This is a genomic window from Mesorhizobium sp. M1182 (genome assembly GCF_040318335.1).
Classification (GTDB): domain Bacteria; phylum Pseudomonadota; class Alphaproteobacteria; order Rhizobiales; family Rhizobiaceae; genus Mesorhizobium.
The window spans coordinates 307,562-332,714 of record NZ_JAMYMD010000002.1 but is presented as its reverse complement, the minus strand read 5'-3'; the positions used below and the strand labels follow the sequence as shown (position 1 = coordinate 332,714).

Annotated in this window: 29 protein-coding genes; 16 read left to right on the top strand and 13 right to left on the bottom strand. The window is 64.1% G+C overall.

Annotation, left to right across the window (positions count from 1 at the left end; translation table 11 throughout):
- Genes NKH33_RS04130 through deoA form a run of 4 tightly spaced genes read left to right on the top strand, consistent with a single transcriptional unit; the run spans nucleotide 1 to nucleotide 3,505 of the window.
- Nucleotides 1-972: an ABC transporter permease gene (locus NKH33_RS04130; protein WP_352469471.1), complete on the top strand. Its 972-nt coding sequence runs from the start codon at nucleotides 1-3 to the stop codon at nucleotides 970-972.
- Nucleotides 973-978: 6 nt separating this feature from the next.
- Nucleotides 979-1,371 (top strand): cytidine deaminase, encoded by a 393-nt coding sequence (gene cdd / locus NKH33_RS04125; protein WP_352488680.1) that lies wholly within the window; start codon nucleotides 979-981, stop codon nucleotides 1,369-1,371.
- Nucleotides 1,368-2,186, top strand: coding sequence for a purine-nucleoside phosphorylase (locus NKH33_RS04120; RefSeq protein ID WP_352539395.1), 819 nt, complete (start codon nucleotides 1,368-1,370; stop codon nucleotides 2,184-2,186). The genes cdd and NKH33_RS04120 overlap by 4 nt, the downstream gene beginning before the upstream one ends.
- Nucleotides 2,186-3,505, top strand: a complete 1,320-nt coding sequence (deoA, locus tag NKH33_RS04115; RefSeq protein ID WP_352918290.1) for a thymidine phosphorylase — start codon at nucleotides 2,186-2,188, stop codon at nucleotides 3,503-3,505. The genes NKH33_RS04120 and deoA overlap by 1 nt, the downstream gene beginning before the upstream one ends.
- A 110-nt stretch (nucleotides 3,506-3,615) precedes the next feature.
- Here deoA and NKH33_RS04110 read toward each other — a convergent pair whose 3' ends face one another.
- The 3 genes from NKH33_RS04110 to NKH33_RS04100 form a co-directional block, all read right to left on the bottom strand.
- Nucleotides 3,616-4,176, bottom strand: a complete 561-nt coding sequence (locus NKH33_RS04110; protein WP_352767076.1) for a TIGR02281 family clan AA aspartic protease — start codon at nucleotides 4,174-4,176, stop codon at nucleotides 3,616-3,618.
- A 100-nt stretch (nucleotides 4,177-4,276) separates the two neighbouring features.
- Entirely contained in the window at nucleotides 4,277-4,906 is a 630-nt protein-coding gene (gene upp, locus NKH33_RS04105; RefSeq protein WP_023675320.1) for a uracil phosphoribosyltransferase, read from the bottom strand.
- Nucleotides 4,907-5,034: 128 nt separating this feature from the next.
- A complete protein-coding gene (locus NKH33_RS04100) occupies nucleotides 5,035-6,009 on the bottom strand; it encodes an adenosine deaminase (protein ID WP_352918288.1) in 975 nt (324 codons plus the stop codon).
- A gap of 167 nt (nucleotides 6,010-6,176) precedes the next feature.
- Here NKH33_RS04100 and ubiE point away from each other — a divergent pair, with 167 nt between their 5' ends.
- From ubiE to coaBC, 3 genes are all read left to right on the top strand, one after another.
- A complete protein-coding gene (ubiE, locus tag NKH33_RS04095; RefSeq protein ID WP_352469477.1) occupies nucleotides 6,177-6,953 on the top strand; it encodes a bifunctional demethylmenaquinone methyltransferase/2-methoxy-6-polyprenyl-1,4-benzoquinol methylase UbiE in 777 nt (258 codons plus the stop codon).
- Nucleotides 6,954-7,017: 64 nt separating this feature from the next.
- The gene (gene ubiB / locus NKH33_RS04090; RefSeq protein ID WP_352918286.1) at nucleotides 7,018-8,592 is read left to right on the top strand and encodes a 2-polyprenylphenol 6-hydroxylase; all 1,575 of its coding nucleotides are present in this window, start codon (nucleotides 7,018-7,020) and stop codon (nucleotides 8,590-8,592) included.
- A 65-nt stretch (nucleotides 8,593-8,657) separates the two neighbouring features.
- Nucleotides 8,658-10,115: a bifunctional phosphopantothenoylcysteine decarboxylase/phosphopantothenate--cysteine ligase CoaBC gene (coaBC, locus tag NKH33_RS04085; protein WP_352767729.1), complete on the top strand. Its 1,458-nt coding sequence runs from the start codon at nucleotides 8,658-8,660 to the stop codon at nucleotides 10,113-10,115.
- Here the strand turns inward: coaBC and NKH33_RS04080 are convergent.
- The 4 genes from NKH33_RS04080 to rpsU form a co-directional block, all read right to left on the bottom strand.
- On the bottom strand, nucleotides 10,112-11,569 hold the full coding sequence (locus tag NKH33_RS04080; RefSeq protein ID WP_352918284.1) for an MFS transporter: 1,458 nt from the start codon (nucleotides 11,567-11,569) through the stop codon (nucleotides 10,112-10,114). The two genes, coaBC and NKH33_RS04080, sit on opposite strands and share 4 nt — an antisense overlap.
- 410 nt (nucleotides 11,570-11,979) lie before the next feature.
- Nucleotides 11,980-12,453 carry a DUF992 domain-containing protein gene (locus tag NKH33_RS04075; RefSeq protein WP_352918282.1) on the bottom strand — a complete coding sequence of 158 codons (474 nt, stop codon included), beginning with the start codon at nucleotides 12,451-12,453 and terminating at the stop codon, nucleotides 11,980-11,982.
- Nucleotides 12,454-12,589: 136 nt separating this feature from the next.
- Nucleotides 12,590-13,435 carry a tetratricopeptide repeat protein gene (locus NKH33_RS04070; RefSeq protein ID WP_352469482.1) on the bottom strand — a complete coding sequence of 282 codons (846 nt, stop codon included), beginning with the start codon at nucleotides 13,433-13,435 and terminating at the stop codon, nucleotides 12,590-12,592.
- A 161-nt stretch (nucleotides 13,436-13,596) separates the two neighbouring features.
- Complete coding sequence (gene rpsU, locus NKH33_RS04065) at nucleotides 13,597-13,869, bottom strand: 30S ribosomal protein S21 (RefSeq protein ID WP_023675331.1); 273 nt, start codon at nucleotides 13,867-13,869, stop codon at nucleotides 13,597-13,599.
- 207 nt (nucleotides 13,870-14,076) lie between these two features.
- Here rpsU and NKH33_RS04060 point away from each other — a divergent pair, with 207 nt between their 5' ends.
- Nucleotides 14,077-14,364, top strand: a complete 288-nt coding sequence (locus tag NKH33_RS04060; RefSeq protein WP_352448269.1) for a type II toxin-antitoxin system RelE/ParE family toxin — start codon at nucleotides 14,077-14,079, stop codon at nucleotides 14,362-14,364.
- A gap of 1 nt (nucleotide 14,365) precedes the next feature.
- Nucleotides 14,366-14,656, top strand: a complete 291-nt coding sequence (locus NKH33_RS04055; RefSeq protein WP_352448268.1) for an addiction module antidote protein — start codon at nucleotides 14,366-14,368, stop codon at nucleotides 14,654-14,656.
- A 134-nt stretch (nucleotides 14,657-14,790) separates the two neighbouring features.
- On the opposite strand, the gene NKH33_RS04050 is transcribed toward NKH33_RS04055, so the two are convergent.
- The 3 genes from NKH33_RS04050 to NKH33_RS04040 all read right to left on the bottom strand — a co-directional run bounded on the left by NKH33_RS04050 (nucleotide 14,791) and on the right by NKH33_RS04040 (nucleotide 16,525).
- Nucleotides 14,791-15,177 (bottom strand): SET domain-containing protein, encoded by a 387-nt coding sequence (locus NKH33_RS04050; RefSeq protein ID WP_352454023.1) that lies wholly within the window; start codon nucleotides 15,175-15,177, stop codon nucleotides 14,791-14,793.
- A gap of 108 nt (nucleotides 15,178-15,285) precedes the next feature.
- Complete coding sequence (locus NKH33_RS04045; protein ID WP_352814416.1) at nucleotides 15,286-16,044, bottom strand: SDR family oxidoreductase; 759 nt, start codon at nucleotides 16,042-16,044, stop codon at nucleotides 15,286-15,288.
- 106 nt (nucleotides 16,045-16,150) lie between these two features.
- Nucleotides 16,151-16,525 carry a DUF2568 domain-containing protein gene (locus tag NKH33_RS04040; protein ID WP_352501931.1) on the bottom strand — a complete coding sequence of 125 codons (375 nt, stop codon included), beginning with the start codon at nucleotides 16,523-16,525 and terminating at the stop codon, nucleotides 16,151-16,153.
- Nucleotides 16,526-16,724: 199 nt separating this feature from the next.
- Between NKH33_RS04040 and NKH33_RS04035 the strand changes: the two genes are divergently transcribed.
- The 6 genes from NKH33_RS04035 to NKH33_RS04010 are packed head-to-tail and all read left to right on the top strand — an operon-like array spanning nucleotide 16,725 to nucleotide 22,532.
- Complete coding sequence (locus NKH33_RS04035; protein ID WP_352448264.1) at nucleotides 16,725-17,978, top strand: sarcosine oxidase subunit beta; 1,254 nt, start codon at nucleotides 16,725-16,727, stop codon at nucleotides 17,976-17,978.
- 8 nt (nucleotides 17,979-17,986) lie between these two features.
- Nucleotides 17,987-18,397 carry a hypothetical protein gene (locus NKH33_RS04030; protein ID WP_352767718.1) on the top strand — a complete coding sequence of 137 codons (411 nt, stop codon included), beginning with the start codon at nucleotides 17,987-17,989 and terminating at the stop codon, nucleotides 18,395-18,397.
- Nucleotides 18,397-18,693: a sarcosine oxidase subunit delta gene (locus NKH33_RS04025; protein WP_023675338.1), complete on the top strand. Its 297-nt coding sequence runs from the start codon at nucleotides 18,397-18,399 to the stop codon at nucleotides 18,691-18,693. The genes NKH33_RS04030 and NKH33_RS04025 overlap by 1 nt, the downstream gene beginning before the upstream one ends.
- Nucleotides 18,690-21,683 carry a sarcosine oxidase subunit alpha gene (locus tag NKH33_RS04020; RefSeq protein ID WP_352918279.1) on the top strand — a complete coding sequence of 998 codons (2,994 nt, stop codon included), beginning with the start codon at nucleotides 18,690-18,692 and terminating at the stop codon, nucleotides 21,681-21,683. The genes NKH33_RS04025 and NKH33_RS04020 overlap by 4 nt, the downstream gene beginning before the upstream one ends.
- Complete coding sequence (locus NKH33_RS04015; protein ID WP_352918277.1) at nucleotides 21,676-22,254, top strand: sarcosine oxidase subunit gamma; 579 nt, start codon at nucleotides 21,676-21,678, stop codon at nucleotides 22,252-22,254. The genes NKH33_RS04020 and NKH33_RS04015 overlap by 8 nt, the downstream gene beginning before the upstream one ends.
- 53 nt (nucleotides 22,255-22,307) lie before the next feature.
- Nucleotides 22,308-22,532 carry a hypothetical protein gene (locus tag NKH33_RS04010; protein ID WP_023675341.1) on the top strand — a complete coding sequence of 75 codons (225 nt, stop codon included), beginning with the start codon at nucleotides 22,308-22,310 and terminating at the stop codon, nucleotides 22,530-22,532.
- Between the two features lie 101 nt (nucleotides 22,533-22,633).
- Here the strand turns inward: NKH33_RS04010 and NKH33_RS04005 are convergent, their stop codons facing one another.
- Entirely contained in the window at nucleotides 22,634-22,873 is a 240-nt protein-coding gene (locus NKH33_RS04005; RefSeq protein WP_352469490.1) for a DUF680 domain-containing protein, read from the bottom strand.
- Between the two features lie 177 nt (nucleotides 22,874-23,050).
- Nucleotides 23,051-23,692 carry a TetR/AcrR family transcriptional regulator gene (locus tag NKH33_RS04000; protein WP_352469491.1) on the bottom strand — a complete coding sequence of 214 codons (642 nt, stop codon included), beginning with the start codon at nucleotides 23,690-23,692 and terminating at the stop codon, nucleotides 23,051-23,053.
- Between the two features lie 189 nt (nucleotides 23,693-23,881).
- Here NKH33_RS04000 and NKH33_RS03995 point away from each other — a divergent pair, with 189 nt between their 5' ends.
- A complete protein-coding gene (locus NKH33_RS03995) occupies nucleotides 23,882-24,583 on the top strand; it encodes a hypothetical protein (RefSeq protein WP_352469493.1) in 702 nt (233 codons plus the stop codon).
- A gap of 41 nt (nucleotides 24,584-24,624) precedes the next feature.
- On the opposite strand, the gene NKH33_RS03990 is transcribed toward NKH33_RS03995, so the two are convergent.
- Nucleotides 24,625-25,119 carry a MaoC family dehydratase gene (locus tag NKH33_RS03990; RefSeq protein WP_031211357.1) on the bottom strand — a complete coding sequence of 165 codons (495 nt, stop codon included), beginning with the start codon at nucleotides 25,117-25,119 and terminating at the stop codon, nucleotides 24,625-24,627.
- Nucleotides 25,120-25,153: the final 34 nt, after the last annotated feature.

Genomic DNA, 25,153 nt, shown 5'->3' with positions numbered 1-25,153 from the left:
ATGGATTTCTTCAACGCCATCGTACAGGTCCTGGACTCGACCATCCGCCTGTCTGTGCCCTTGCTGCTCGCCTGTCTCGCCGGCCTCTATTCGGAGCGGGCCGGCGTCTTCGACATCGGGCTCGAGGGCAAGATGCTTGTCGGCGCCTTCGCCGGTGCGGCCGCCGCCTCGGTCTTCCACTCGGCCTATCTCGGCCTCGGCATGGCCATCCTCATCTCGGTTGCCTTCGCGCTGATCCACGGCTTTGCCTCGATCACCCATCGCGGCAACCAGATCGTTTCCGGCGTCGCGATCAATTTCATTGCCGCCGGATCGACGATCATGCTCGGCCAGGCCTGGTTCCAGCAAGGCGGGCGCACGCCGGCGCTGGCCGCCGGCGAGCGCTTCGAGGCAATCATCTGGCCGGGCGCAGAGGCGCTCAGGAGCGTTCCGATTCTCGGGCCGATCTATTCGGAACTCATCTCCGGCCATTCCGTGCTGGTCTATCTCGCCTTCCTGGCCGTGCCGTTCACCTGGTGGGTGCTGTTTCGCACCCGCTTCGGCTTGCGCCTGCGCGCCGTCGGCGAGAACCCGGCCGCGGTCGACACCGCCGGCATATCAGTCGCCTGGCTGCGCTATCGGGCGCTGATCTGCACCGGCGTGCTCACCGGCATTGCCGGAGCCTATCTGTCGATGGTGCAGAATGGCGGCTTCGTGAAGGACATGACCGCCGGCAAGGGCTATATCGCGCTGGCCGCGCTGATCTTCGCCAAATGGAAACCGGTCAACGCCATGTTCGCCTGCCTGCTGTTCGGCTTCCTCGACGCCGCGTCGATCCGCCTGCAAGGCACGCCGCTGCCGCTGATCGGCAAGGTGCCGGTGCAATTCATGCAGGCGCTGCCCTATGTGCTGACCGTCATCCTGCTTGCCGGCTTCATCGGCAAGGCAATCCCGCCGCGCGCCGGCGGCGTGCCTTATGTCAAGGAACGCTGATCTATTATGGCTCATGATCTGTTCGAAGCGGCGAAAGCCGCCATGGCCAAGGCCTATGCGCCCTATTCGAAATTTCCGGTCGGCGCGGCGTTGCGCACCGAGGACGGCCGTGTCTTCACCGGCGCCAATGTCGAGATCGCGTCCTATCCGGAGGGCTGGTGCGCCGAAACCACCGCACTTGCCAACTACATCATGGGCGGCGGCGGCAAAATCACGGAAATCGCCGTGATCGCCGAACGCGTGGCAAAATGCTCGCCCTGCGGCGGCTGCCGGCAGCGGCTGGCGGAATTCTGCCGGCCGGAGACGAAGTTCTATCTCTGCGATGATAGCGGCGTGGTCGAGACCGTGACCATGGGCGAGTTGCTGCCATACGGGTTTGAAGGCGATGTGCTGAAATGAAGGAAGCGCTCGATCACCTCGTCGAAAGGCTGGACGGGCTGGCGCCGACTACCGCCTTGGTGCTGGGGTCAGGGCTTGGCGGGCTTGTCGACCAAGTCGAGGATGCGGTGCGAATCTCCTACGCCGACTTGCCGGGGTTTCCCCGAAGCGGAGTCAGCGGCCATGCCGGCGAGGTGGTGGCGGGGCTCTTTGCCGGCACGCCGGTGCTGATGCTGTCCGGCCGGGCGCATTATTACGAGCACGGCAACGCGGCGGCGATGCGGCCGGCACTCGAGGTGCTCGCCGGCCTCGGCATCTCCAGGCTGATCCTCACCAACGCCGCCGGTTCGGTCGATCCCGGGATGGGCCCGGGCTCGGTGATGCTGATCACCGATCACATCAATTTCTCGGGCTCCAACCCGCTGATCGGCGAACCGAGCGACCGCCGTTTCGTCGGCCTGACCGAAGCCTATGACGCCGGTCTCCGCTCCGCCATCGAGCAGGCGGCGAAGGCCACCGGTACCAAGCTGCACAAGGGCGTCTATATGTGGTTCTCCGGCCCATGCTTCGAGACGCCCGCCGAGATCCGCATGGCGCGCGTCATGGGCGCCAACGCCGTCGGCATGTCGACGGTGCCGGAGGTCATTCTCGCCCGCTTCCTCGGGCTGCGCGTCGCCGCGTGTTCGGTCGTGACCAACCTTGCCGCCGGCATGACCGGAGCCGAGCTGTCGCACCAGGAGACCAAGGACATGGCACCGGTCGGCGGCGCGCGGCTGGCGACCATTCTGCAGCGTGTTTTTCAGGACGGGCTTCCGGAGCACAGGGTCGACGCCTGATGCTTCCCCAGGAAATCATCCGCCGCAAGCGCGACGGCCAGAAGCTCTCGGCTGAGGAGACAGCGTTCTTCATCGAGGGTCTGACCGCCGGCACAGTCACCGACGCGCAGGTCGGCGCCTTTGCCATGGCGGTGTTCTTCAACGGCATGAGCCGCGACGAGGCGGTGGCGCTGACTATGGCGATGCGCGATTCCGGCGATGTGCTCGACTGGTCGGATCTGCCCGGTCCGGTCACCGACAAGCATTCGACCGGCGGCGTCGGCGACAATGTCTCCTTGATGCTGGCGCCGATCGTCGCTGCCTGCGGCGCCTATGTGCCGATGATTTCCGGCAGGGGTCTGGGCCATACCGGCGGCACGCTGGACAAGATGGATGCCATCCCCGGCTATATCAGCCAGCCGGATGTTGCGCGCTTCCGCAAGACGGTGCTCGAAACCGGCTGCGCCATCATCGGCCAGACCGCCGATCTCGCACCCGCCGACGCCAGGCTCTACGCCATCCGCGATGTGACGGGAACGGTGGAATCGGTGCCGCTGATCACTGCTTCGATCCTGTCGAAGAAGCTGGCCGCCGGCCTCAATTCGCTGGTGCTTGACGTCAAGGTCGGCAACGGCGCCTTCATGGAGAAATCGCGCGACGCAACCGCACTGGCCAACAGCCTGGTCGACGTCGCCAATGGCGCCGGCCTTAAGGCCTCGGCGCTGGTCACCGGCATGAACGAGCCGCTGGCGTCCGCCGCCGGCAATGCGGTCGAGGTGCGCAACGCAGTCGATTTTCTCACCGGCCGCTTTCGCGACCGGCGGCTGGAGGACGTGACGCTGGCGCTGGCCGCCGAGATGCTGCAATCGGCAGGCCTGGTGTCGTCCAACCAGGACGGCCTGCGCCGCGCCGCCGAGACGCTGGCCGGCGGCCGCGCCGCTTCCATCTTCGCGCGCATGGTGGCGGCACTGGGCGGTCCCGTCGACTTTGTCGACAATCCGGAAAAATATCTGCCGAAAGCGGCAACGGAATTCGCGGTCAAGGCGAGCGCGAACGGCTTTGTCACCGGCATCGCGACCCGCGAGATCGGGCTTGCCGTGGTCGGGCTTGGCGGCGGGCGGACGCGGCCCGACGACAGGATCGATCACGCCGTCGGCATCACCAGGCTGTTGCCGGTCGGCGCTGAAGTGCGGGCCGGCGAAGCGCTGGCGCTGGTCCATGCCCGCAATGCCGGGGATGCCGAAGCGGCCGCGGCCGCCGTGCTTTCGGCCTATACCATCGGCACTTCCAAACCGGCCACGGAGAAAACCGTCATCCGGCGGATCCTGCCCCGCGGGTAGAGCCATTCCGACGGTATCGGATGGGTTCTATCTTTCTTTGGACCACGATCTTGTCCGAAGACTGGTCCCCAACTTTTCGCTGGCGCGGACCTGCGGTTCGGGATCACGTTCTACTGAACCAGCAGCAGCTTGCCGCCTTCGACCTGGTATTTTTCGAGCCGCTGCAGAAAGCTCATGCCGATCAGGTTGGTGTGCAGCGCCCTGTCATCGAGCACGACGGCCTCGACGCCCTCGACGGTGATCTTGCCGATCTGCAGGCGATCAATCGTCACCACGGCGGCCTTGATCGCACCATTGGCGGTGTTGACCTGATGGCTGAAGTCCGTCGAATTGAGCGAGATGCCGATCCTGCGCGCGGTCGAGGTGTTGATGGCGACGAGCGTCGCACCGGTGTCGATCATGCCGTCGACCTGGCGACCGTTCAACTTGAAGACCGACATGAAATGCCCGCGCGCGTCCGCGGTGACGACGACCTTGCGGCCGAGCGGCTGCGGCGTTGCCGGCCTGTCCGGGACGGCGGCGAGATTCAGGTTGGTTTGTGTGTCGGCCGGCCTGGCTCCGATGGCGGATTTCAACAGCCGCTCGATTACCTGTGAATTGGACTGATACACGATCGGCAGCGATGCCGACGTTCCGGCAAACACGCCAAGGATGAGGAGCTTGCGCAGCATGGACCGGCCTTTGTGGTTGCCGATCCTTAGTCCGACATGGTGATTGCCGCTTTAACGAGTGCGGAAACCAGCCGTTTGCGTAAACAATCGGTAAACGGATCTATTTGGTGCCGTACATGCGGTCGCCGGCATCGCCGAGACCCGGCATGATGTAGCCCTTTTCGTTGAGTTGGCGGTCGATGGAAGCGGTGAAGACCGGAACATCGGGATGCGCCTGGGTAAACCGCTCGAGGCCCTCTGGTGCCGCCAGCAGGCAGAGGAAGCGGATGTTGGTGGCACCGCGGCCTTTCAGCTTGTCGATCGCAGCGATCGCCGAATTGGCGGTCGCCAGCATCGGATCGACGACGATCACCAGCCGGTCGGCGAGGTCGCCTGGCGCCTTGAAGAAATACTCGACCGCTTCCAGCGTCTCATGGTCGCGATAGAGGCCGATATGGGCGACACGCGCCGCCGGCACCAGATCGAGCAGGCCTTCGAGCAAGCCGTTGCCGGCGCGCAGCACCGAGGCGAAGACCAGTTTCTTGCCCTCCAGCGTCGGCGCCTCCATCGTCTCGATCGGCGTCTCGATGGTCGTCGTCGTCAGTTCCAGGTTGCGGGTGACCTCGTAGCCGAGCAGCAGCGAGATCTCGCGCAGCAGCCGCCGGAAGCCGGCCGTCGAGGTTTCCTTCTTGCGCATGATGGTCAGCTTGTGCTGGACAAGCGGATGGTCGACGACGGTGACGCCCTTCATGGTGTTCTCCAACTGCGCAAGTGAATGGTGAATGGTGAATAGTGAATAGTGAACTGGTTTGCGAGTCCTTGGTTGCGCGGAAAAACTCGCGGCTGACGAACCGAAGCGCCGGGTGAACCATTCACCATTCACCTGCCCTTGGCGCCGAGCCTGCCCAGCAGCACCGCCCTGGTCTTCCTGTCGACGAAGGCTGCCTCGATGGCCGTCCTGGTGACGGCGGTGAGCGCCTTGTCGTCCATCGCAAAATGCTCGGCAGCGATGTCGTATTCGCGTTTCAGCGAGGTCCAGAAGTAGGGCGGGTCATCGGAGTTGAGCGTCACCTTGCAGCCCGCTGCCCGCAAGGCGGGGAAGGGATGGTCGGCGAAGCTGTCGAAGAGTTTCAGGGCGATGTTGGAGCCAGGGCAGCATTCGAGCACGACGCCTTCGTCGGCGATGCGCCGCACAAGCTCGGGGTTCTCGATGGCGCGCACGCCATGGCCGATGCGAGACGGGCGGATGTGGTCGAGTGCCGCCTCGACGCTCTCCCAGCCCATCAATTCGCCGGCATGGACGGTGATGCCGAGGCCGGCCTCGCGGGCGATCTCGAAGGCCCTGACATAATCTTCCAGGTCGCCTATCCGCTCGTCGCCGGCGACGCCGAAACCGGTCACCAGCGGATGCCCGCAGCGCGCGGCGAAACGCGCCGCCCGCTCGATCGATTCGACACCGAAATTGCGCACGCCGGTGACGATCATGCGGCCTTCGATGCCGGTCTTCGCCTTGGCGCGGGCCATGCCTTCGCCGAGCGCGTCGGTATAGGCCTTTGGCGACAGCCCGGCCTTGTTGGCATGGTCGGGCGAGGTGAAAACCTCGGAATAGATGGCGCCGTCGCGGGCGAGGCTGGTCAGGTAATGGTCGGCCAGCCGCGCATAGTCTTCTTCGGTGCGGAACAGGTCCGACGAGAAGTCGTAGGCGGCGAGGAAAGAGGTGAAGTCGTGCCAGACGAAGGAGCCGTCCTGGATGTAGGGCGAGGCATCCTTGCCGTATTTCTCAGCCTGGCGGAGGACGAGTTCAGGCGCCGCTGCCCCTTCGATGTGGCAGTGCAGTTCTGCTTTCAAAGGCATTCAATTATCCCGTCAGGCTTTTTCTTATGACGCAAGTTCCTGTCGAAAAACCGTGTGACACTTTTCCGGAACCTGCTTCGAAGCGCGGCCGAACACCGCGCCTTAAACAATAGCGCCCGCACCATCGATCGGCTATGGTCCCGCCGATTTTATGGCGGATCAAAACGATGTCGGTTGAAAGAACCACTGCTGCGGGCGGCATGGAAACCTCCTATGGTTTCAAGCGGGTAGGGCCAGGCGACAAGCAGTCCCTGGTCAATGATGTTTTCCACAAGGTGGCGAACCGCTACGACCTGATGAACGACCTGATGTCGGCCGGCTTGCATCGATTGTGGAAGGACGCCATGGTCGCCTGGCTCAATCCACCGAAGCGGCCGGGCTGGAGCGTTCTCGACGTTGCCGGCGGCACCGGCGATGTCGCCTTCCGCATCGTCGAGGCGAGCGGCAGGCACGCTCATGCAACGGTTCTCGATATCAACGGCTCGATGCTCGCCGTCGGCCGCGATCGGGCCGAGAAAAAAGGCCTGTCGGCAAATACCGATTTCGTCGAAGCCAACGCCGAGGAACTGCCTTTTGCCGACGCTACTTTCGACGCCTACACCATCGCTTTCGGCATCCGCAACGTGCCGCGCATCGATGTGGCGCTTGCCGAAGCCTATCGCGTGCTGAAGCCTGGCGGGCGCTTTCTCTGCCTTGAATTCTCCGAGGTCGAGATGCCGCTGCTCGACAAGGTCTATGAAGCATGGTCGTTCAACGCCATTCCGCGGATCGGCAAGGTGGTGACCGGCGATGACGAGCCCTATTCCTATCTGGTCGAATCGATCCGCAAGTTTCCCAATCAGCAGAATTTCGCGGCGATGATTTCGCGCGCAGGCTTCGAGCGCGCCTCATTCCGCAATTATTCCGGCGGCATCGCCGCGCTTCATTCGGGCTGGAAGCTTTGAGGCTGGCCCGCATTTTCCGACGTGCCTTGCGCCAGTTCAGGAAACCGGCAGGGCAAAGCCAGCCATGAGCAGCATCGGCGCTGGTTTCAGGCTCGTGCGGGCCGGCTGGGTGCTTGTGCGCGAGGGTGTCATCGCGGCTTTGCCCGGTGACGAGCTCTTCGGCTTGCCGAAATTCGGCTGGCGCATGGCCCGGCTGTTCACCCGCCGTCGGGCGCTTGCCTATGAGCGCGGCGACAGGCTGGCCAAGGCGGTCGTGCGGCTCGGCCCGTCCTACGTCAAGCTCGGCCAGTTCCTGGCGACACGGCCGGATGTCGTCGGCAACGATATCGCGCTTGATCTTGCCATGCTGCAGGACAAGATGCAGACGTTTCCCAAGGCCGAGGCTGTCGCCGCGATAGAGGCCTCGCTCGGACGCAGGGTCGACGAGCTCTATGTCAGTTTTGGCGAGGCCGTCGCCGCCGCCTCGATCGCCCAGGTCCATACCGCCGAAACGCTGCAGGACGGCGTCGTTAGGCGAGTGGCGGTGAAGGTCATCCGGCCGGGCGTGCGCCACCGCTTCTTTCGCGATCTCGAAAGCTATTTCCTCGCCGCCCGGCTGCAGGAAAAGTACATCCCGTCGTCGCGCCGGCTGCGGCCGGTCGAGGTGACGGAGACGCTGGCCCAGACTACCAAGATCGAAATGGATTTGAGGCTGGAGGCAGCGGCTTTTTCGGAGCTCGGCGAGAATACCAAGGACGATCCCGGCTTCCGTGTGCCGTCGGTCGACTGGGAGCGCACCGGTCGTGACGTGCTGACCATGGAGTGGGTCGACGGCATCAAGATGAACGATATTGCCGGCCTGACCGCCGCCGGCCACGACCTGAAGGCGATTGCCGCCAACCTCGTCCAGTCGTTTCTGCGCCATACGCTGCGTGACGGTTTCTTCCACGCCGACATGCACCCGGGCAACCTGTTTATAGAAGCCAATGGCACTATCGTCGCCGTCGATCTCGGCATTGCCGGCCGGCTCGGCAAAAAGGAGCGCCGCTTCCTCGCCGAAATTCTCTACGGCTTCATCACGCGCGATTACCAGCGCGTCGCCGAGGTGCATTTCGAGGCTGGCTATGTGCCGCGCCAGCACAATGTCGCGGCCTTCGCCCAGGCGATCCGGGCGATCGGCGAACCGATCCACGGCCAGCCTGCCGAGACCATCTCGATGGCCAAGCTGCTGACGCTGCTGTTCGAAGTGACCGACCTCTTCGACATGGCGACGCGGTCCGAGCTGGTGCTGCTGCAGAAGACCATGGTCGTCGTCGAAGGCGTCGCCCGCACGCTCGACCCGGCCTTCAACATGTGGAAGACGTCGGAGCCGGTGGTGAGCGGCTGGATTGCCCGCAACCTCGGCCCGCGCGCCCTGCTGGCCGATGCGCGCGACGGTGCCAACGCGCTGCTGGCGCTGGCCCGCCAGGCACCGGACCTCGCCGCCCGCACCGAGCGGCTGTCGCGTGAGATCGACCTGATGGCCGAACACGGCCTGCGTTTCGACGAAAGGACCGCACGCGCGATCGGCAAGGCCGAGGCGCGCTACACCCGCTCCGGCCGGCTGGCGCTGTGGGTGATCGCATTGACGCTCGTGTATATCGCCTGGCGTATTTTCTAGCGCTTGTTGCAAAGTGATTGCATTGCTATCATTGCACTCAGCAATTCCGGGCAAGGTGCAATCAGATGGCCAGCATCACGATCCGCAACCTTGATGACGAGGTCAAGGACCTGCTGCGCCGACTGGCGGCGGAGAATGGCCGGTCGATGGAAGACCAGGCGCGGGTGATGATCCGCGCAGCGGTCGAAGGTCAGTTCGGTTCGGCCGGTCGCATCGACCAGATCGAGAAAACACTGCGCGAACTGACGAGTTCGCAGAGTCCAGCAGCGCCGGTGGTCGCCGTCTCCAGCCCGCGAGGCATCCTCTCCGGCAAGCGCATCCTGCTGATCATCGGCGGCGGCATCGCCGCCTACAAGGCGCTCGACCTGATCCGCCGGCTGCGCGAGCGCGGCGCGGCAGTGCGGGTGGTGATGACCGCGGCGGCGCAGGAGTTCGTCACTACGCTGTCGGCCGGGGCGCTGTCGGCCGACCATGTTTTCACCGAATTGTTCGACCGGCAGGACGAGCACGACATCGGCCATATCAGGCTGTCGCGCGAGGCCGACCTTTTGGTCGTGGCGCCGGCCACCGCCGACCTGATGGCAAAGCTCGCCAATGGCCATGCCAACGACCTTGCCTCGACCGTGCTCATCGCCACCGACAAGCGAGTTTTGATGGCGCCGGCGATGAACCCGAAAATGTGGGCGCATCCGGCGGCCCGCCGCAACCGCGCGACGCTGAGCAAGGACGGCGTCGCATTCGTCGGCCCGGCGAAGGGCGAGATGGCCGAAAGCAACGAGGTGGGCGAGGGCCGCATGGCCGAGCCGCTGGAGATCGTCGCCGCGATCGAGGCGCTGCTCGACAGCCGGCCAAAGCCGCTGGCGGGCAGGAAGATCATTGTCACCTCCGGGCCGACGCATGAACCGATCGACCCGGTCCGCTACATCGCCAACCGGTCGTCGGGCAAGCAGGGCCACGCCATTGCGGCGGCGCTGGCCAGGCTCGGTGCCGACGTGCGTCTCGTCTCCGGCCCGGTCGGCATTGCCGATCCGGCCGGCGTCGCCACGCTGCACGTCGAAACGGCCGTCGAGATGAAGGACGCCGTCGAGCAGCTGCTGCCGGCCGACGCGGCAGTGTTCGTCGCGGCTGTCGCCGACTGGCGCACTCAAAGTTCGGCCGGGGAAAAGATCAAGAAGGTGGCGGGCGAGGGGCCACCGGCGCTGCAGATGGTGGAAAATCCCGATATTCTCGCCGGTGTCGGGCATCACAAAAAGCGGCCGATGCTGGTGGTCGGTTTCGCCGCCGAGACGCAGGACCTGGTCAGGAATGCCCAGGCCAAGCTTGCAAAAAAGGGCGCCGATCTTATCGTTGCCAATGATGTCTCGCATGAAGATGGTTCCCCGGGCGTGATGGGCGGCGACCGCAACAAGGTGCGGATCGTCTCGAAGGCCGGCGTCGAGGAATGGCCGGAGATGAGCAAGGACGAGGTGGCGACGCGGCTCGCGGCGCTGATCGCCGACCGGATGAAGACGGTCGTTGTCTAGTCAATCTCCCCCACGGAGATTGACAGCTTCGCCGGCTTCGTGTCGGTCGCCCCCGAAATCCGCAAGGCGGCAAGGCATCCCAGGATTCCGAGCGGGATAAACGCCAGGAACAGCCAGGCGGCGACACTTGCCGCGGCCTCACGGTTCAGGCCTTCGGAAAAGCCGCTGGCGTTGGCGACGATGCCGGTCAGTGCCGCACCCACGGCATAACCGATGCGCTGCATGGTCGGCACAGCGGCCGAGGCGATCGTCTGCTCGCCTTCCTTGGCCGATGCCACGATGACACGCGTGACGAACGGCCAGGCGATGCCGAAACCGCCGCCTTGCAGCAAGGCACAAAGCAGGATCAACGGGATAGAGCCGGCCGGCACCGTATAGGCGAAACCGGCGACGCCCGTGGCGATCATCAGCGCCCCGCCGACGATGATCAGCCGCTCGCGTTCCGGCGGCGCATTGGCGACGAGGATCGACAGGATCGACCAGGCGATCGATTCGGCGGCGATGATGTAGCCGGTGGTCAGGATCGGAATGCCGTGCAGGCTGGTCAGAAGCAGCGGACCGTAGACGGTAAAGGAGCAGGTCGCCACCGAGAACGCGGCGACCATGGTCATGCCCGCGCCAACCGGCGAGCGCCATGAGAACAGCCGCGACGGGAACAGGCGCGAGCGCGGCTTCAGTGCGTCGATGTAGATAAACAGCGCCAGGCCGACCAGGCCGAGGGTGAGCAGCAGCGACGAGCGCAGCAGGGCGATGTCGACGCCGGCGGTGGCAATCAGCACGACGCTGACGGCGAGGCAGCCAAGTGCCGCAAAGGGAAAGGGCGGCGCCGAGCCGCCCGTCGCCTGCGGCCTTGTTGCTTCCGGTGTGTCGAGCACGATGAAGCTTGCCAGCGCCATGGCCGTGCCTCCGAGGGTAAAGACGCCGAAGGCCCAGCGCCAGGACGAGAATTCGGTCATGACCGCGCCGAGCACGGGGCCGCTGAAGGCGGCGACGCCCCAGATCGCCGACATGACGCCGAAAAGCTGCGGCCAGATCGCGCGGGCAAACAGCCGCTCGACCGAGACGAAGGCGAGCGACACCAGCGCGCCGCCACCGAGCCCTTCGATCAGGCGGCCGCAGAGGAACAGCGGCATCGAAGGCGCGGTGGCGCAGACCAGCGCGCCGGCGGCATAGAGCATTGCGGCGACCATCATGTTGGTGCGCAGCGCGACATAGCTCACCAGCCGTCCGGCGGCCGCACCGGCAACGATGGCGCCGAGCTCGTAGATCGCCAGCGACCAGCCGACCAGTTGCACGCCGGCGAGTTCGCCGACCATGGCCGGCATGACCGTTGCCACCATGGTTTCGTTGGTGGCGTGCAGCAGGATGCCGAGGCTGATGAAGCAGAAGCGCGCCAGGTCGCCGCTCGCCCACAGCGCGCGCCAGTCGACCCTGTTTGTGCTTGTCTTGGTCATCCGGTCCCCCAGGCTTTCTCAGACGCTGGTCTGAAGTATTGGAGCGTTCTTCACGTCCAAATGAGTACATGCCGCAGTATGGGAGGACTTCTAGAACCTCAACCGTAGTTGAGATCAAGCGGTCTTGATCGCCGTTGACGTGGCGGATTTCAAAATTGTGCGATGGGGGACGATCACGAGGCGTTGAGATTCTGGTCAGACCGAAGACAAGCAATATTGGATCGCCGCAATCTTCGGTCACGGTAACGGCATGAACACAGTTGCCATGCCGTGATCTTCGAGCGCCCCAACTTTGAACATCAGGGCGGCCCGTCCTCTGCGGAGTGGGCCTGCCGGAATCTATGAGCCTTCGGCAGCTATTCGCAGGCCGACACCTACGCTCCCCGCCGCTCGGGAGCCATGCTGCGCCGTTATTTGAACGAGTGGATCAGGTCGAGCGAGGTGACGGCGACCGCCAGGTTGACGCCGGTCTGTGCCTGGACACTGAGCGGCTGCAGCGAAAAGGCGCTGTCGAGGCCGCCGACCAGGAGATTGGCGCCGCCACCGGTGACCACGCTGGCCTCGGCGTTCACGCCATAGTAGCTGCCGGCAAGGTCGCCTTCATCGTGGTTGCGGGTCGCCGCCAGAACCGCCCATACCAGCTGGCCCTGATGCGTCCGGCCGACATCGACGCCGAGCTTGGAAATCACACCGGTATAGACTTCAGAGGGGCCGCCACGATGCGGACGAAAGATACAGGAAACACCCTTGTTGGAAGTGACGAGATAGGCCGTGCCGCCGTCGATGGTGCAGTCGAGCACGCCGAGCTGGAGTTTGCTGGCGCTGGCGGGAGCGGCAACGACGGTCGTGGCGAGAGCAGCGGCACAAGCGAGTTTCTTGATCATGGCAGGGTCCTTTCGAAATTGCCTTGTACAAACGGCTGAGCACGCCGAGCGTTCCGCCGAAAACTTGGCGCCAGCAAGGCGAAGCTAAACGCAGGGTTGTCGGAGTGCGGAAACGGAGGCCCGATTAACCGGCCGCTCAGCCGGCACTGGTGCGGGCCAGGCCGTCCTTGGCCGGCTGGTAGGTCGGATTGAGGTGCACGGCCTCGCGGTAGGATTTCGCGGCCCTGACCTTGTCGCCGCGCCGCTCGTAGATCAACGCCTGGTTGGACCAGGCCTCAGCATTCTTGCCGTCGAGCTTGATCGCCATGTTGAAGTCGGCGAAGGCATTGTCCTCGTCGTTCATGGCAAGGTAGGAGAGGCCGCGCCCGTTGTAAGGCTCGGAGGCGTCCGGCGCCAACGAAATGGCGGTCGAGAAATCCTCGATGGCAAAGGCGTGCTGGCCCTGACTCTGGTAGATCAGGCCGCGATTGTGATAGGCGCGCGCATCGGTCGTGTCGAGCTGGATGGCTTTCTGGAAATCGTTGAAGGCTTCCTGGACCCGGCCCGCCCTGCGGTAGAGATTGCCGCGGCCGATATAGGCGGCGTCATAGTTGGAATTGATCTGGATCGAGCGATTGTAGTCGGCGAGCGCGCTCGCCTGATCGCCGAGGAAGCGCTGGATGAGCGCACGGTTCGAATAGGCCTGGTAAAAATTCGGATTGAGCTGGATGGCGGTGTTGAAGTCCTTCAGCGCCGCCTGGTACTGGCCGCCGCGGCCATAGGCCGAGCCGCGCACATTGTAGGCTTCCGGATCCTGGGGGTTGCGCTGGATCACCGCCGACAGCGAGGAGATGTTCTCGCTCGAGCCTTGCGCCTTGTCGATGTTGTTGAACTCGCCGGTCGGAACACTCTGGCAGCTGGCAAGCGCCATCCCGGAAAGCAGGGCTGCCGTCAGGGCGAGGCCGCGCCACGCGGTTCTGCGCTCTACGGTGATTGCGTCCATGTCTGCCCTGTCCTTACTGCGCCGTCTGGTCCGTTCCCCCTCCGAACCGGCATCTCTCCCAACCGGTCCTCTCGGACCGGGTCGAACTCACAACAAAAAGGTGGCGGCGATTCCGCATCGCGCCACCTTGGATATCCTTGGAAAAGGACGAAAAATTGACGTCAGAACCGCGGCGGACGCGGAGCACCGGCACCGGCAGCACCGGCCGCGACCGGACGCGGCGTCATCGGCAGCAGGCCTTCGCGCTGGGCGCGCTTGCGGGCCAGCTTGCGGGCACGGCGCACGGCTTCCGCCTTTTCACGGGCGCGCTTCTCGGAGGGCTTTTCGTAATGTCCGCGCATCTTCATTTCGCGGAAGATGCCTTCGCGCTGCATCTTTTTCTTGAGCGCGCGAAGCGCCTGATCAACATTGTTGTCGCGGACGAGTACCTGCACGTGCAATCCTGTCTTTCGGGTTTGAAATCAACAGGCAAGCGGCCATAGCCGCAAGCCTCCGCGGCGCGTTACACCACGAATTGGGGCGGCTGATAGCAGAATCAAGGGGCTCTGTCCACAGCCGATTGAGAGGCGGTGCCGTCCGGGCGGGCACGACAGTCCCACATGGCGGCTTGATTTTTTCAATCTGTGAACTATAGTTCACGAGTGACCATCGTTGAGCAAACCGCCGAGTTCCGGGACTGGCTCAAGGGTCTAAACGATATGCGGGCGGCCGAGCGGATTGCGATCCGCGTGGCACGTATCCAGTCCGGACTGATGGGAGACGTGAAGTTCTTCGATGGCATCGGCGAGCTTCGGATAGACTACGGTCCCGGTTACCGACTGTACTTCGTCAAGCGCGGCAGCGCGCTCGTTATCCTGCTCTGCGGCGGCGACAAGTCCTCGCAGAAGCGCGATATCAGGAAGGCCATTGAAATGGCCAAGGAGATCTGAAATGCCCCACGAGACCTTGCCTTTTGATCCTGCCGAACATCTCGGCCGCGCGGAGGCCCAGGCCGAACTTCTTGCCGACGCCTTTGCCACGGGCGATACCGGCTATATCGCGAATGCTCTCGGCATAGTTGCCCGCGCGCGTGGCATGTCCAAGGTGGCGAAAGATGCCGGCGTCACCCGGGAGGCCCTGTACAAGGCACTGAGCCCCGATGGCGACCCGCGCCTCTCGACATTGCTTGGCGTGGTGAAGGCCTTAGGGGTGAAACTCACCGCCGAAAAGACCGAAGCTTGAGGCCGCCGAATCCCGAAACGAAAAACCCGCCTCAGAGACGGGTCCTTGGTGTGAATCAGCATCATACCGATATTAGTAGCATAGCTGCCGGCACAAAGCAAGAACAAAATTCGCCTTGGGCCAGATAGGCGCCGCTACGCCGTGGCCAGGTGGAGCTGCTCGAAACCCTCGAAGAACTCGCCGTAGTCGCAGGTTATTTCCTCGCCGGCGGCGATGTCGCGGGTCGCGGTGGCCCCGCCATATTGCGAAAAGTCGGTGTTCGGCTTGTCGGCGTGGTTCATGAAGCGGCCATTGTCGACCTCATAGACCATGAAGCCCGGCCGGTCCGGACTGGGATAGGCATATCTGTCGAGCAATTCCTTGAGGTGCGGCGGCGCCGTCTCGTATCTTTCCATCGGGATCAGCCGGTCGAAGTCCGGATCGAGCCGCCAGATCTGCGCCCCTTTCCGGATCGGCTCGGCGGCGAACACGCCGACGCCTTCGATTGCGCTTGCAGCGATATAGGTCCTGATCAGCAGCATGTTTCCAACCCGTTTTCGAGGAGAAGACGGAATCGTCAAATCGCCGGGAAAAGCAAGACCGGTTTTCCGGCATTGCGGCTGGCGGGCCGACGCCAACCGCGAAACGCTTCACGTGCGGGTGATCGAGACACCGCCGTCGGCGAACAGTGCCGTGCCGGTGGTGAAGCTCGATGCATCGGAAGCCAGGTAAAGCGCCGAGCGGGCGATCTCCTCTGGCTCGGCGACGCGCTTCAAGGCATGCAGGTTTTCGACGAACGCCCGCGATTCAGGTGTGTTGAATGTCGCCGAAGGCGTGTCGGTGCCGCCCGGCAGCAGCGCGTTGACCCGGACGCCCTTGGCGCCAAATTCGGCGGCCAGCACCTGCGTCAATCCGATCAGTCCGGCCTTGCTCGCGGCATAGCTGGTCATGCCGGGCATGCCGACCGTGTAGCCGACGAAGGTTGAGGTGAAGATCAACGAGCCGCCGCCGCGTTCGACCATCGCCGGCACCTGGTATTTCGCGCCGAGAAAGGCGCTGGTCAGATTGGTATCGAGCGTCTCGCGCCAGCCCTCCAGCGACAGCTCAGAGACCGGCCCCATCCTGCCGACCGAGCCGGCATTGTTGAAGGCGATGTCGAGCCCGCCGAATTTCTCGACCGCCAGGTCGACCAGGACTTTCGCGTAGGCCTCGTCGCGGACGTCGCCGGCAAGCGCAATGGCGGTGCCCTCGGCGTCTTCGATTTCGGCAACCAGCGCATCGAGTTCCGCCTGGCGGCGGGCCGCGACGACCACCTTGGCGCCTTCCTCGGCAAAGAGCTTTGCCGTGGCGCGGCCGATGCCGGAACTGGCGCCAGTGACGATGGCGACCTTGTTGGCGAGTGCGAACATTTTCTGCATCCTTTTTTGGCGCCGGTTCTGGCCGGCAATTGGATGCTTGGTCGCAAATCGGGGCGGTGCGGACCACCCGATACCTGCGAGGTGGTGTCGGCCTGGACTATTGCCTAAGCAGCCAGCCGAGCCGATCGAGCGAAAATGCGTAGCTGACGGCGATCAGAAGGGCGACGGCAATGCCGGCTGTCGTGTAACCGGCCAGGTGGAATCCGGCAGCGCCGCCGAACAGGACGGCGAGTTCGAGCACCAGCCGCAAACCGCCCGGCACCGGAACCGGCGCCCGCCCCGACCGGCTCGGATCGTTCGGCACCGCGAACGTACCCCAGAGCGCGGCGGCAACGAACGGCAATGCCGCGGCAAGGGTCCAGCGCCACATGCCCGCTGAGAGGCTCCAGCCCGCCATGCCGAGGCCGAGCAAAGCGGCGAGTTCCAGCATGAAGCGCAATGTCAGATTCCACCAGACGTTAGCCACCGCCATAATCCTCCGATCGCCAGGCGACGGATAGTGATGGATGGCAATTGCATCAACCAGCCCGCATGCGGCTTTTTCACCACGGCGCAAAACGGCAAGCGCCGTCGCAAACAGTGCAAGGCTGGCAGCGCCGTTTCGCTAGTGATACAGCTCGCGCGCCGGCGTTCGAGTGAATGCCCGGCCGTCATTTGCGAGGCCTGCGACGTTGAAGAAATACTCGGTATTCGCCATCGCCCGCGAGGCCATGCGCGGTCACAAGGGCTGGGAGGAACAATGGTCCTCACCGGAGCCGAAGAAGGAGTACGACGTCATCATCGTCGGCGCCGGTGGCCACGGCCTGGCCACCGCCTATTATCTCGCCACCGTGCACGGCGTCACCAACGTCGCGGTATTGGAAAAAGGCTGGCTCGGCGGCGGCAATACCGGCCGCAACACCACCATCATCCGTTCCAATTATCTCTATGACGAAAGCGCCGGCATCTACGACCATGCGCTGAAGCTGTGGGACGGGCTCAGCCAGGAACTCAACTACAACGTCATGTATTCGCCGCGCGGCGTCATGATGCTCGCCCACAACATCCACGACATCCAGGTGCTGAAGCGGCACGTCCACGCCAACCGGCTGAACGGCATCGACAATGAATGGCTGACGCCGGAGCAGGCCAAGGAATTCTGCCCGCCGCTCAACATTTCGCGCAATGCGCGCTATCCGGTGATGGGCGCCTCCCTGCAGCGCCGTGGCGGCACGGCGCGCCACGATGCCGTCGCCTGGGGCTATGCGCGCGGCGCCTCGGCGCGCGGCGTCCACATCATCCAGAATTGCGAGGTCACCGGCGTCAAACGGGCGCCGAACGGCGCGGTCACCGGCGTCGAGACGACGCGCGGCTTCATCGGCGCCAGGAAGGTCGGCGTGGTTGCCGCCGGGCACTCATCGGTGATCATGAACATGGCCGGCGTGCGCATGCCGCTGGAAAGCTATCCGCTGCAGGCGCTGGTGTCGGAGCCGGTCAAGCCGGTGGTGCCTTGCGTGGTGATGTCGAACACCGTGCATGCCTATATCTCGCAGTCCGACAAGGGCGAGCTGGTCATCGGCGCCGGCACCGACCAATATGTCTCCTATTCGCAGACCGGCGGCCTGCACATTTTGCAGCATACGCTGGACGCCATCTGCGAGATGTTCCCGATCTTCACGCGCATGAAGATGCTGCGCTCATGGGGCGGCATCGTCGACGTGACGCCTGACCGTTCGCCGATCCTGGCCAAGACGCCGGTGCCCGGCCTGTATGTCAATTGCGGCTGGGGCACGGGCGGTTTCAAGGCGACGCCGGGTTCGGGCCATGTCTTTGCCCATACGATCGCCAGGGACGATCCGCACCCGATCAACGCGCCCTTCACCATCGAGCGCTTCCGCACCGGCCGCCTCATCGACGAGGCGGCGGCGGCGGCGGTGGCGCACTGAAGGCCGCAATGACGCGCAAGACTCACACCATGCTTTTCGGATTGGCCCTCGTGGGCGCCACGGTGCTCTTCATGCTGTTAGTGGTCAGGGAGATTTTGGTTCGAATAGTCGGGTATGAGGCCAACGGGGTCGATCCCGTCATGTTGGCCATGTTTGTAATTGTGGGCGTACCTACTTTTTTCTGCGTATGGGCGTTTGCCATACCGAAAATACTCGAAAACGCGTTTCTGGATATCGGTTCCCGAAGAACCTTCTCTGGACCACGAACGCAGGCTGATGTCGATCGAGCCAAAGTGAATTTGCGGGCGGTAGGATTGCTCGTCGAAGACCGCCCTGCCGAAGAAAATGTTGTGACCAATCGTGGCAGACATGACGGCTCTGCACATGATGGGTCGACTAAATCCAAGAAAGTCGATTGATGCTTCTCATCCGCTGCCCCTATTGCGAGGAAGAGCGTCCGGAGCTCGAATTCCGCAACGCCGGCGAGGCGCATATCGCGCGTTCCCCAAACATCGCCAGCGAGAGCGACGACGATTTTGAAAAGTTCTTTTTCATCCGCTCAAACCCCAAGGGGATCATCTATGAGCGCTGGCGGCACATGCATGGCTGCGCGCGGTTCTTCAACGCCGTGCGCGACACCGTCAGCGACAGGTTCCTGATGACCTACAAGGCCGGCGAGCCGAAGCCCGTAAAGCTGCCGGGAGCCGCCAAATGAGCGCCACGTTCCGCATTGCCGGCGCCGGGCGGCTCAAACAGGCAAAGATAGCTGGCTTCAGCTTCGACGGCCGCCCCTATACCGGCATCGAGGGCGATACGTTGGCCTCGGCGCTGCTTGCAAACGGCGTCCATCTCGTCGGCCGCTCGTTCAAGTACCACCGGCCGCGCGGCTTGCTGTCGGCCGGCGCCGAAGAGCCGAACGCGCTGGTCGAGATCAAGCGCGACGCGGCACGCAAGACGCCGAACGTGCGTGCCACGGTGCAGGAGCTCTATGACGGATTGACCGCACAGTCGCAGAACCGCTGGCCGTCGCTCGCTTTCGACGTCGGTGCCGTCAGCAGTATTGCCTCGCCGATGCTTTCGGCCGGCTTCTACTACAAGACCTTCATGTGGCCGAAGGCTGCGTGGAAAAACCTCTACGAACCCAAGATCCGCGCCGCCGCCGGTCTTGGCGTCGCTCCTGACCAGCCGGATCCCGACCACTATTCGGCGCGCTTCGCCCATTGCGAGGTGCTGGTGCTTGGCGGCGGTGCCGCGGGCATCGCCGCGGCATTGGCCGCGGCCGAGACCGGCGCGCGCGTCATCCTTGCCGACGAGCAGGCGGAATTCGGCGGCAGCCTGCGCTTCGAGAGCGGCGCGAAGATCGAAGGCCAGGACGGTTTTTCCTGGGCGCAATCGGCTCTCGCCAAGTTGAGCGCGATGGACAATGTCCGCGTGCTGCCGCGTACCACGGCCTTCGGCTATTACGCGCAGAATTTCGTCGGGCTGGTCGAGCGCGTCAGCGACCATCTGCAGAACCCCGGCCGCGACCTGCCGCGCGAGCGGCTGTGGCAGGTTCGCGCTAAACGCGTGGTACTGGCGACCGGCGCCATCGAGCGCCACATGGTGTTTGCCGACAACGACCGGCCGGGCATCATGCTGGCGTCGGCGGCGCGCACCTATCTCAACCATTACGGCGTCGCCGTCGGCAGGAATATCGGCGTCTATACGGCGAACGATTCCGCCTATGCGGCGGCGATCGACCTGAAAAAGGCCGGCATCAACGTGGCGGCGATCGTCGACCTGCGCGACAACCCGACCGGGCCGGCGATCGACGAGGCGAGGGCGCTCGGCATCGAGGTCAATTTCGGCCGCGCGGTGATCCGCGCCGGCGGCAAATTGCGGGTGTCGTCGATGACCGTGCAGCCGAAGAATGGCGGCGGCGAGCGCACCATCCCGGTTGACGCGATTCTGATGTCGGCCGGCTGGACGCCATCGGTGCATCTGTTCTCGCAATCGCGCGGCAAGGTCGCCTTCAATGACGAGACCAAGCGCTTCGTGCCCGGAATTTATGCGCAGGACTGCGTCTCGGTCGGCGCCTGCAACGGTACCGACGGGCTGTCGGCGACGATCGACGAGGCCTATGCAGCGGGCGCCAAGGCGGCCAAGGACGCCGGCAGCAGGCCGGCCAAGGGCTCCAAGCCGAAGGTCGACGCCGGCGAGAGCTGGTCGCGCGGCATGCTGGGTGCAGCACCCGGTGCCGGATCGGATACGACGGTCAAGGCCTTTGTCGACTTCCAGAACGACGTCACCGCCAAGGACATCCGCCAGGCAGTGCATGAGGGCATGCGCTCGATCGAGCACGTCAAGCGCTTCACCACCAATGGCATGGCGACCGACCAGGGCAAGACCTCCAACATGCACGGCCTGGCGATTGCCGCCGAGACGTTGGGCAAGCCGATCCCGCAGGTCGGGCTGACGACGTTCCGCGCGCCCTATACGCCGGTGACATTCGGCTCGATCGTCGGCCACGCGCGGGGTCCCCTGTTCGACCCGACCCGCAAGACGGCGATCCATCCCTGGGCCGAGCGCCAGGGCGCTGTATTCGAGGATGTCGGCCAGTGGAAGCGCGCCTGGTATTTCCCGAAGCCGGGCGAGGACATACATGCCGCCGTCGACCGCGAATGCGTGACGGTGCGCAAGACGGCCGGCCTGTTTGACGCCTCGACGCTGGGCAAGATCGAGGTGGTCGGGCCGGATGCGGCCAAATTCATGGAACTGCTCTACACCAATCCATGGGAGAAGCTCGAGCCCGGCCGCTGCCGGTACGGCATCATGCTGCGCGAGGACGGCTTCATCTATGACGACGGTGTCGTCGGCAGGCTTGCACCCGACCGTTTCCATGTGACGACGACGACCGGCGGCGCGCCGCGGGTCATGAACCATATGGAAGACTATCTCCAGACCGAGTTCCCGCATCTCAACGTCTGGCTGACCTCGATCACCGAGCAGTGGGCGGTGATTGCCGTGCAGGGACCGAAGTCTCGCGACATCATTGCGCCGCTGGTCGAGGGCATCGACATGTCGGATGAGGCGCTGCCGCATATGTCGGTGCGCGAAGGCAGGATCTGCGGCGTGCCGACAAGGCTGTTTCGCATGTCGTTCAGCGGTGAACGCGGCTTCGAGGTCAACGTGCCGGCCGATTATGGCGAGGCGGTCTGGGAAGCGCTATGGGCCGAGGGCCAGAAGCACGGAGCCTGTGCCTACGGCACCGAGTCGATGCATGTGCTGCGCGCCGAAAAGGGCTACATCATCGTCGGCCAGGATACCGACGGGACGGTGACGCCGAACGATGCCGGGCTCGACTGGGCCGTCGGCAAGAAGAAGACCGATTTCGTCGGCATTCGCGGCATGGCGCGGCCGGACCTGGTTGCCAAGGGCCGCAAGCAGCTTGTCGGCCTGAAGACGAGGGATCCCAAGGTGGTGCTGGAGGAGGGCGCGCAGATCGTTGCGGACCCGAAGCAGGCAATCCCGATGAAGATGATTGGCCATGTCACCTCGAGCTATTGGTCGCAAAATTGCGGCCGCTCGATCGCGCTGGGGCTGGTCGCCGGCGGCCGCGATCGCACGGGCGAGACGCTCTATGTGCCGATGCCGGACGGGGTGATCGAGGTGGAGGTCACCGGCATGGTGTTCTTCGACGAGAAGGGGGAGCGCCTCAATGGCTAAAGCCGCTTTGAAAACCGACGCCGCCGGACCCTCAGTCGAACGCCGTCCAGCTCTCGCCGGCCAGTCGCTTTCCGCCGCCGGCGTTACACTTGCCGTGCTGCCGCAGGCCGAGCGCATATCGCTGCGCGCGCCGGAAGCCTCGATTGCGGCACTTTCGAAAGCGCTCGGCGTCGTCCTGCCGCAAAGGCCGAAAACCTCGGCGGCAAAGGCCGGACGCACGGCCTTGTGGCTCGGGCCGGACGAATGGCTGGTCATCGACGAGAGCGGAAAAGATCCGCTCGCCGACTGCGCCAGCATTTCCGTACTGCATTCGGCGGTCGGCATCTCGCACCGCAACGTCGCCATATCGGTTACCGGTCCGGCTGCCGCGGCGACGATCAATGCCGGCTGCCCGCAGGATCTGTCGCTCGACGTCTTTCCGGTCGGGGCGGCGTCGCATACCATTCTCGGCAAGGTCGAAATCGTGCTGTTGCGCACGGCGGCCGACGCGTTCCGCGTCGAATGCTGGCGTTCCTTTTCCGATTATGTCTTTACTTTTCTGTCGGAGGCGGCGCGCGACGCGGCAGCATAGGCATGTTCGCCGCGCCCGCCCGTTCTGCGACGGCGAGCCGAGGGAGAACGCAAATGCCGCCGAACTCCGCGCCGAAGTCGCCGGTCAAGACGCCGGCCGTGCGCTCTTTCGAAGACGAGCAGCGCACTGGGACGGATATCGAAGAGGAACTCGAGGAAGGCCTCGAGGATACATTCCCGGCCAGCGATCCGGTGTCGATCACCGGAACGGCCATTCCCGGCGCACCGGCAAGACCCGGCAAGCCCAAAAGCGTGGTGGGACAGAAGCGCAAGAAGTGATCTGCGCGGGGTGACAAAAAGCAGGGCTGAGGCAGCACGATGGGCGGCCGGTAATTGCTGCCGCCCTTTCGGTTCATCACCGCGTGTTGTCGCCCGTCGGCTCAGAAGCTGCTTGGCACGATCCACGGGTCGATGCCGATGCCGAGCCTCGGGCCCTTGCTGCCGGCCTTGTGGGCCGCGGCGTCCGCCTTTTCAAGCGATCCGGTCGGCGCGCAATCGAGCTTCACATCAGCCTTGGTGTCGATGCAGGCCGCTTCTTGCTTGCCTGTCTGACTGCTGCCGGCAAATGCGGCGCTAGAGAGCGCCAGCAGGGCGGCGAGCGTGAGGATTGCCTTCTTCATCGTCGGTCTCCGGTTCAGCTATTGAATTTCTCGTACTTGTACGGTATTGCGTACAGATACGCCCTGGACTCCCGATGTTCAAGCAGAATCGTACGCGTACGGAGAATTGCCGAACGCTCGGCGCTGTGGCGCGGATCGTTCGGAGAAGATCCTGCAGATCGGGAGGAGCGCCGCTCTTCAGCAGTTGACGGGCGGCGTGAGCGGCGCAATCTCGTGCGCGGCGATGGCTTCGAGCATGATGTCGCCGATCCGTGTGATGAACGTCGTCTGGTCGCCGAACGGGTAGAACGGGAAGGTGATCAGCAGCGAGATGGCGCCGTGGCCGACCGCCCACAGCATGGTGGCGATGGCGCGTGGATCGCCTTTGAGCCTGCCGGCGGCAACGCAGGCTTCGACCCTCTCGATCAGCACTTTCATCGCCGGGTTGCCGCCTTCCATCTCGGCAAAGGTCTTGCCGGTCGGCGGCTTGACTTTTTCGGTCATGAAGACGGTGCGGTACTCGTTGGGATTTTCCAGCCCGAAGGCGGCGTATTCGACAAGCACCGCCTTGAGCGCCTCGATCGGGTCGTCGGCCGTATGATTTGCGATGCGCCTGGCCAGGGTCTCGAAGGCATCCTCGGCCAGCGCGAACAGGATGTCCTGCTTGTCGGCGAAATAGGAATAGACCGACATCGGCGCATAGCCGACGCGCTTGGCGAGCTTGCGGATGGTGAGGCCGTCATAGCCTTCTTCCTGGACAAGCTTGTGCGCGGCGTCGACAAGTTCGGAACGCAGTTCGGCCTTTTGTTTTTCGCGGCGCTCCTGGACGCTTAGCTGCAACTTTCTACTGCCTTATGACTGATGCTGGATGCAGCATATATACGCTGTACGGCGTCGGGCAAGGGCGGTGTGAAGCAGAGGCTTGACCTCACAAAACGATGTAACCAGGCAATAAAGCCGGCAACATCGGACTGTTACAGACAAAGACTAATTCGCGGCTCTGCAAAAATTTCGTTTCGGGAGGCCGTTATGACCGGAACTGAGCTTTCGTCCGGCGTGCCGGACGTGGACCCGCTTTCTCATCGCGCCAGGATGGCGCTCAGGCGCGTCGTCATGGTCGCATGGCTGGCGATCGCGCTCGGCTTCGCCATGGAAGCTCTCATTCTGACCGTCAGATTTGCGGCAGGTGCCTACCCGGCGACGACGCAGGTTCTGATCGAACTGGCGCAAGGCGTGACCTGGTCGTTCTTCGTCTGCGCCGGCGTCAGCCTCGGCACGGCGCTCACCAAGGTGCGAGCCTCGCTCGGTGGCCTGATCGGTGCGATTTCGGCGCCACTGGCGATGGGCATCGCCAAAGGGACGCAAAAGGTTATGGTCAGCGCGCTGGACGCGGCGGCAAAGCCGGCCATCCTGTCGCTCACGACGCTCGGTGTGCTGCGGGCGATCGAATACGGGCTGCTCGGCTGGGCACTGGCGTCGCTGGCATCGAAGGAAGAACCGCGTCCGCTCCATTTCGCGCTGGCAGGCGCCCTGATAGGCGCGGTATTCGGCGGCGGCATCACGGTGCTGACCATCGAGACGGCCGCGGCGAACGACGCTGCTCTCGCAATGCCGCAGGCGATCGCAACCGGCCTCAACGAGATCGTGTTCCCTATCGGTTGTTCACTGGTCGTCTACATTGCGCTGCAGGTCAGTCGCCACATGAAGTACGTCGCGGCCGAAGCCAAATAGATTTGGCACAGATAGATTCGGGCTTCTCAGCCCGACGAGAGTCAGACCGCTTCCGGCTGGCGTTCGATCAGCGTCAGCGTCAGCCAGCGCGCGGTCAGCGCCGGTTTCTTCGAGCCCTCGATCTCGATCGTCACGTCGTGCGCCGTCTGCACCCACCCCGACGGCCTGACCTTGACGTCGGCCAGCACGAAACGGGTGCGGATGCGCGAGCCGGTCTTCACCGGCGCCAGGAAGCGCAGCGAATCGAAGCCATGATTGACGCCCATCTTGCTGTTTTCCAGCGGCGGCATGGTTTCGAAGGTCATCGCCGACAACAGCGAAAGCGACAGGAAGCCATGCGCGATGGTGCCGCCGAACGGCGTTTCGCGGCTGGCGCGTTCCGGATCGCAATGGATGAACTGATGGTCGTCGGTGGCATCGGCGAACTGGTCGATCATGCGCTGGGTGACGACCCGCCATGGCGACACGCCGACTTCCTTGCCGACGTTGGCCAGAAGCACATCGAGACTGATCGGTTCCACGCTGATGTCCTCCATCTTCACCCCCGGCATTTCACTCGCCGGATGGCGT

Coding starts and splice junctions, on each gene's coding strand:
- NKH33_RS04130 (WP_352469471.1), top strand. CDS start 1: ATGGATTTCTTCAACGCCATCGTACAGGTCCTGGACTCGACCATCCGC.
- cdd (WP_352488680.1), top strand. CDS start 979: ATGGCTCATGATCTGTTCGAAGCGGCGAAAGCCGCCATGGCCAAGGCC.
- NKH33_RS04120 (WP_352539395.1), top strand. CDS start 1,368: ATGAAGGAAGCGCTCGATCACCTCGTCGAAAGGCTGGACGGGCTGGCG.
- deoA (WP_352918290.1), top strand. CDS start 2,186: ATGCTTCCCCAGGAAATCATCCGCCGCAAGCGCGACGGCCAGAAGCTC.
- NKH33_RS04110 (WP_352767076.1), bottom strand. CDS start 4,176: ATGCTGCGCAAGCTCCTCATCCTTGGCGTGTTTGCCGGAACGTCGGCA.
- upp (WP_023675320.1), bottom strand. CDS start 4,906: ATGAAGGGCGTCACCGTCGTCGACCATCCGCTTGTCCAGCACAAGCTG.
- NKH33_RS04100 (WP_352918288.1), bottom strand. CDS start 6,009: ATGCCTTTGAAAGCAGAACTGCACTGCCACATCGAAGGGGCAGCGGCG.
- ubiE (WP_352469477.1), top strand. CDS start 6,177: ATGTCGGTTGAAAGAACCACTGCTGCGGGCGGCATGGAAACCTCCTAT.
- ubiB (WP_352918286.1), top strand. CDS start 7,018: ATGAGCAGCATCGGCGCTGGTTTCAGGCTCGTGCGGGCCGGCTGGGTG.
- coaBC (WP_352767729.1), top strand. CDS start 8,658: ATGGCCAGCATCACGATCCGCAACCTTGATGACGAGGTCAAGGACCTG.
- NKH33_RS04080 (WP_352918284.1), bottom strand. CDS start 11,569: ATGACCAAGACAAGCACAAACAGGGTCGACTGGCGCGCGCTGTGGGCG.
- NKH33_RS04075 (WP_352918282.1), bottom strand. CDS start 12,453: ATGATCAAGAAACTCGCTTGTGCCGCTGCTCTCGCCACGACCGTCGTT.
- NKH33_RS04070 (WP_352469482.1), bottom strand. CDS start 13,435: ATGGACGCAATCACCGTAGAGCGCAGAACCGCGTGGCGCGGCCTCGCC.
- NKH33_RS04055 (WP_352448268.1), top strand. CDS start 14,366: ATGCCCCACGAGACCTTGCCTTTTGATCCTGCCGAACATCTCGGCCGC.
- NKH33_RS04050 (WP_352454023.1), bottom strand. CDS start 15,177: ATGCTGCTGATCAGGACCTATATCGCTGCAAGCGCAATCGAAGGCGTC.
- NKH33_RS04045 (WP_352814416.1), bottom strand. CDS start 16,044: ATGTTCGCACTCGCCAACAAGGTCGCCATCGTCACTGGCGCCAGTTCC.
- NKH33_RS04040 (WP_352501931.1), bottom strand. CDS start 16,525: ATGGCGGTGGCTAACGTCTGGTGGAATCTGACATTGCGCTTCATGCTG.
- NKH33_RS04030 (WP_352767718.1), top strand. CDS start 17,987: ATGACGCGCAAGACTCACACCATGCTTTTCGGATTGGCCCTCGTGGGC.
- NKH33_RS04025 (WP_023675338.1), top strand. CDS start 18,397: ATGCTTCTCATCCGCTGCCCCTATTGCGAGGAAGAGCGTCCGGAGCTC.
- NKH33_RS04020 (WP_352918279.1), top strand. CDS start 18,690: ATGAGCGCCACGTTCCGCATTGCCGGCGCCGGGCGGCTCAAACAGGCA.
- NKH33_RS04015 (WP_352918277.1), top strand. CDS start 21,676: ATGGCTAAAGCCGCTTTGAAAACCGACGCCGCCGGACCCTCAGTCGAA.
- NKH33_RS04010 (WP_023675341.1), top strand. CDS start 22,308: ATGCCGCCGAACTCCGCGCCGAAGTCGCCGGTCAAGACGCCGGCCGTG.
- NKH33_RS04005 (WP_352469490.1), bottom strand. CDS start 22,873: ATGAAGAAGGCAATCCTCACGCTCGCCGCCCTGCTGGCGCTCTCTAGC.
- NKH33_RS03995 (WP_352469493.1), top strand. CDS start 23,882: ATGACCGGAACTGAGCTTTCGTCCGGCGTGCCGGACGTGGACCCGCTT.
- NKH33_RS03990 (WP_031211357.1), bottom strand. CDS start 25,119: ATGGAGGACATCAGCGTGGAACCGATCAGTCTCGATGTGCTTCTGGCC.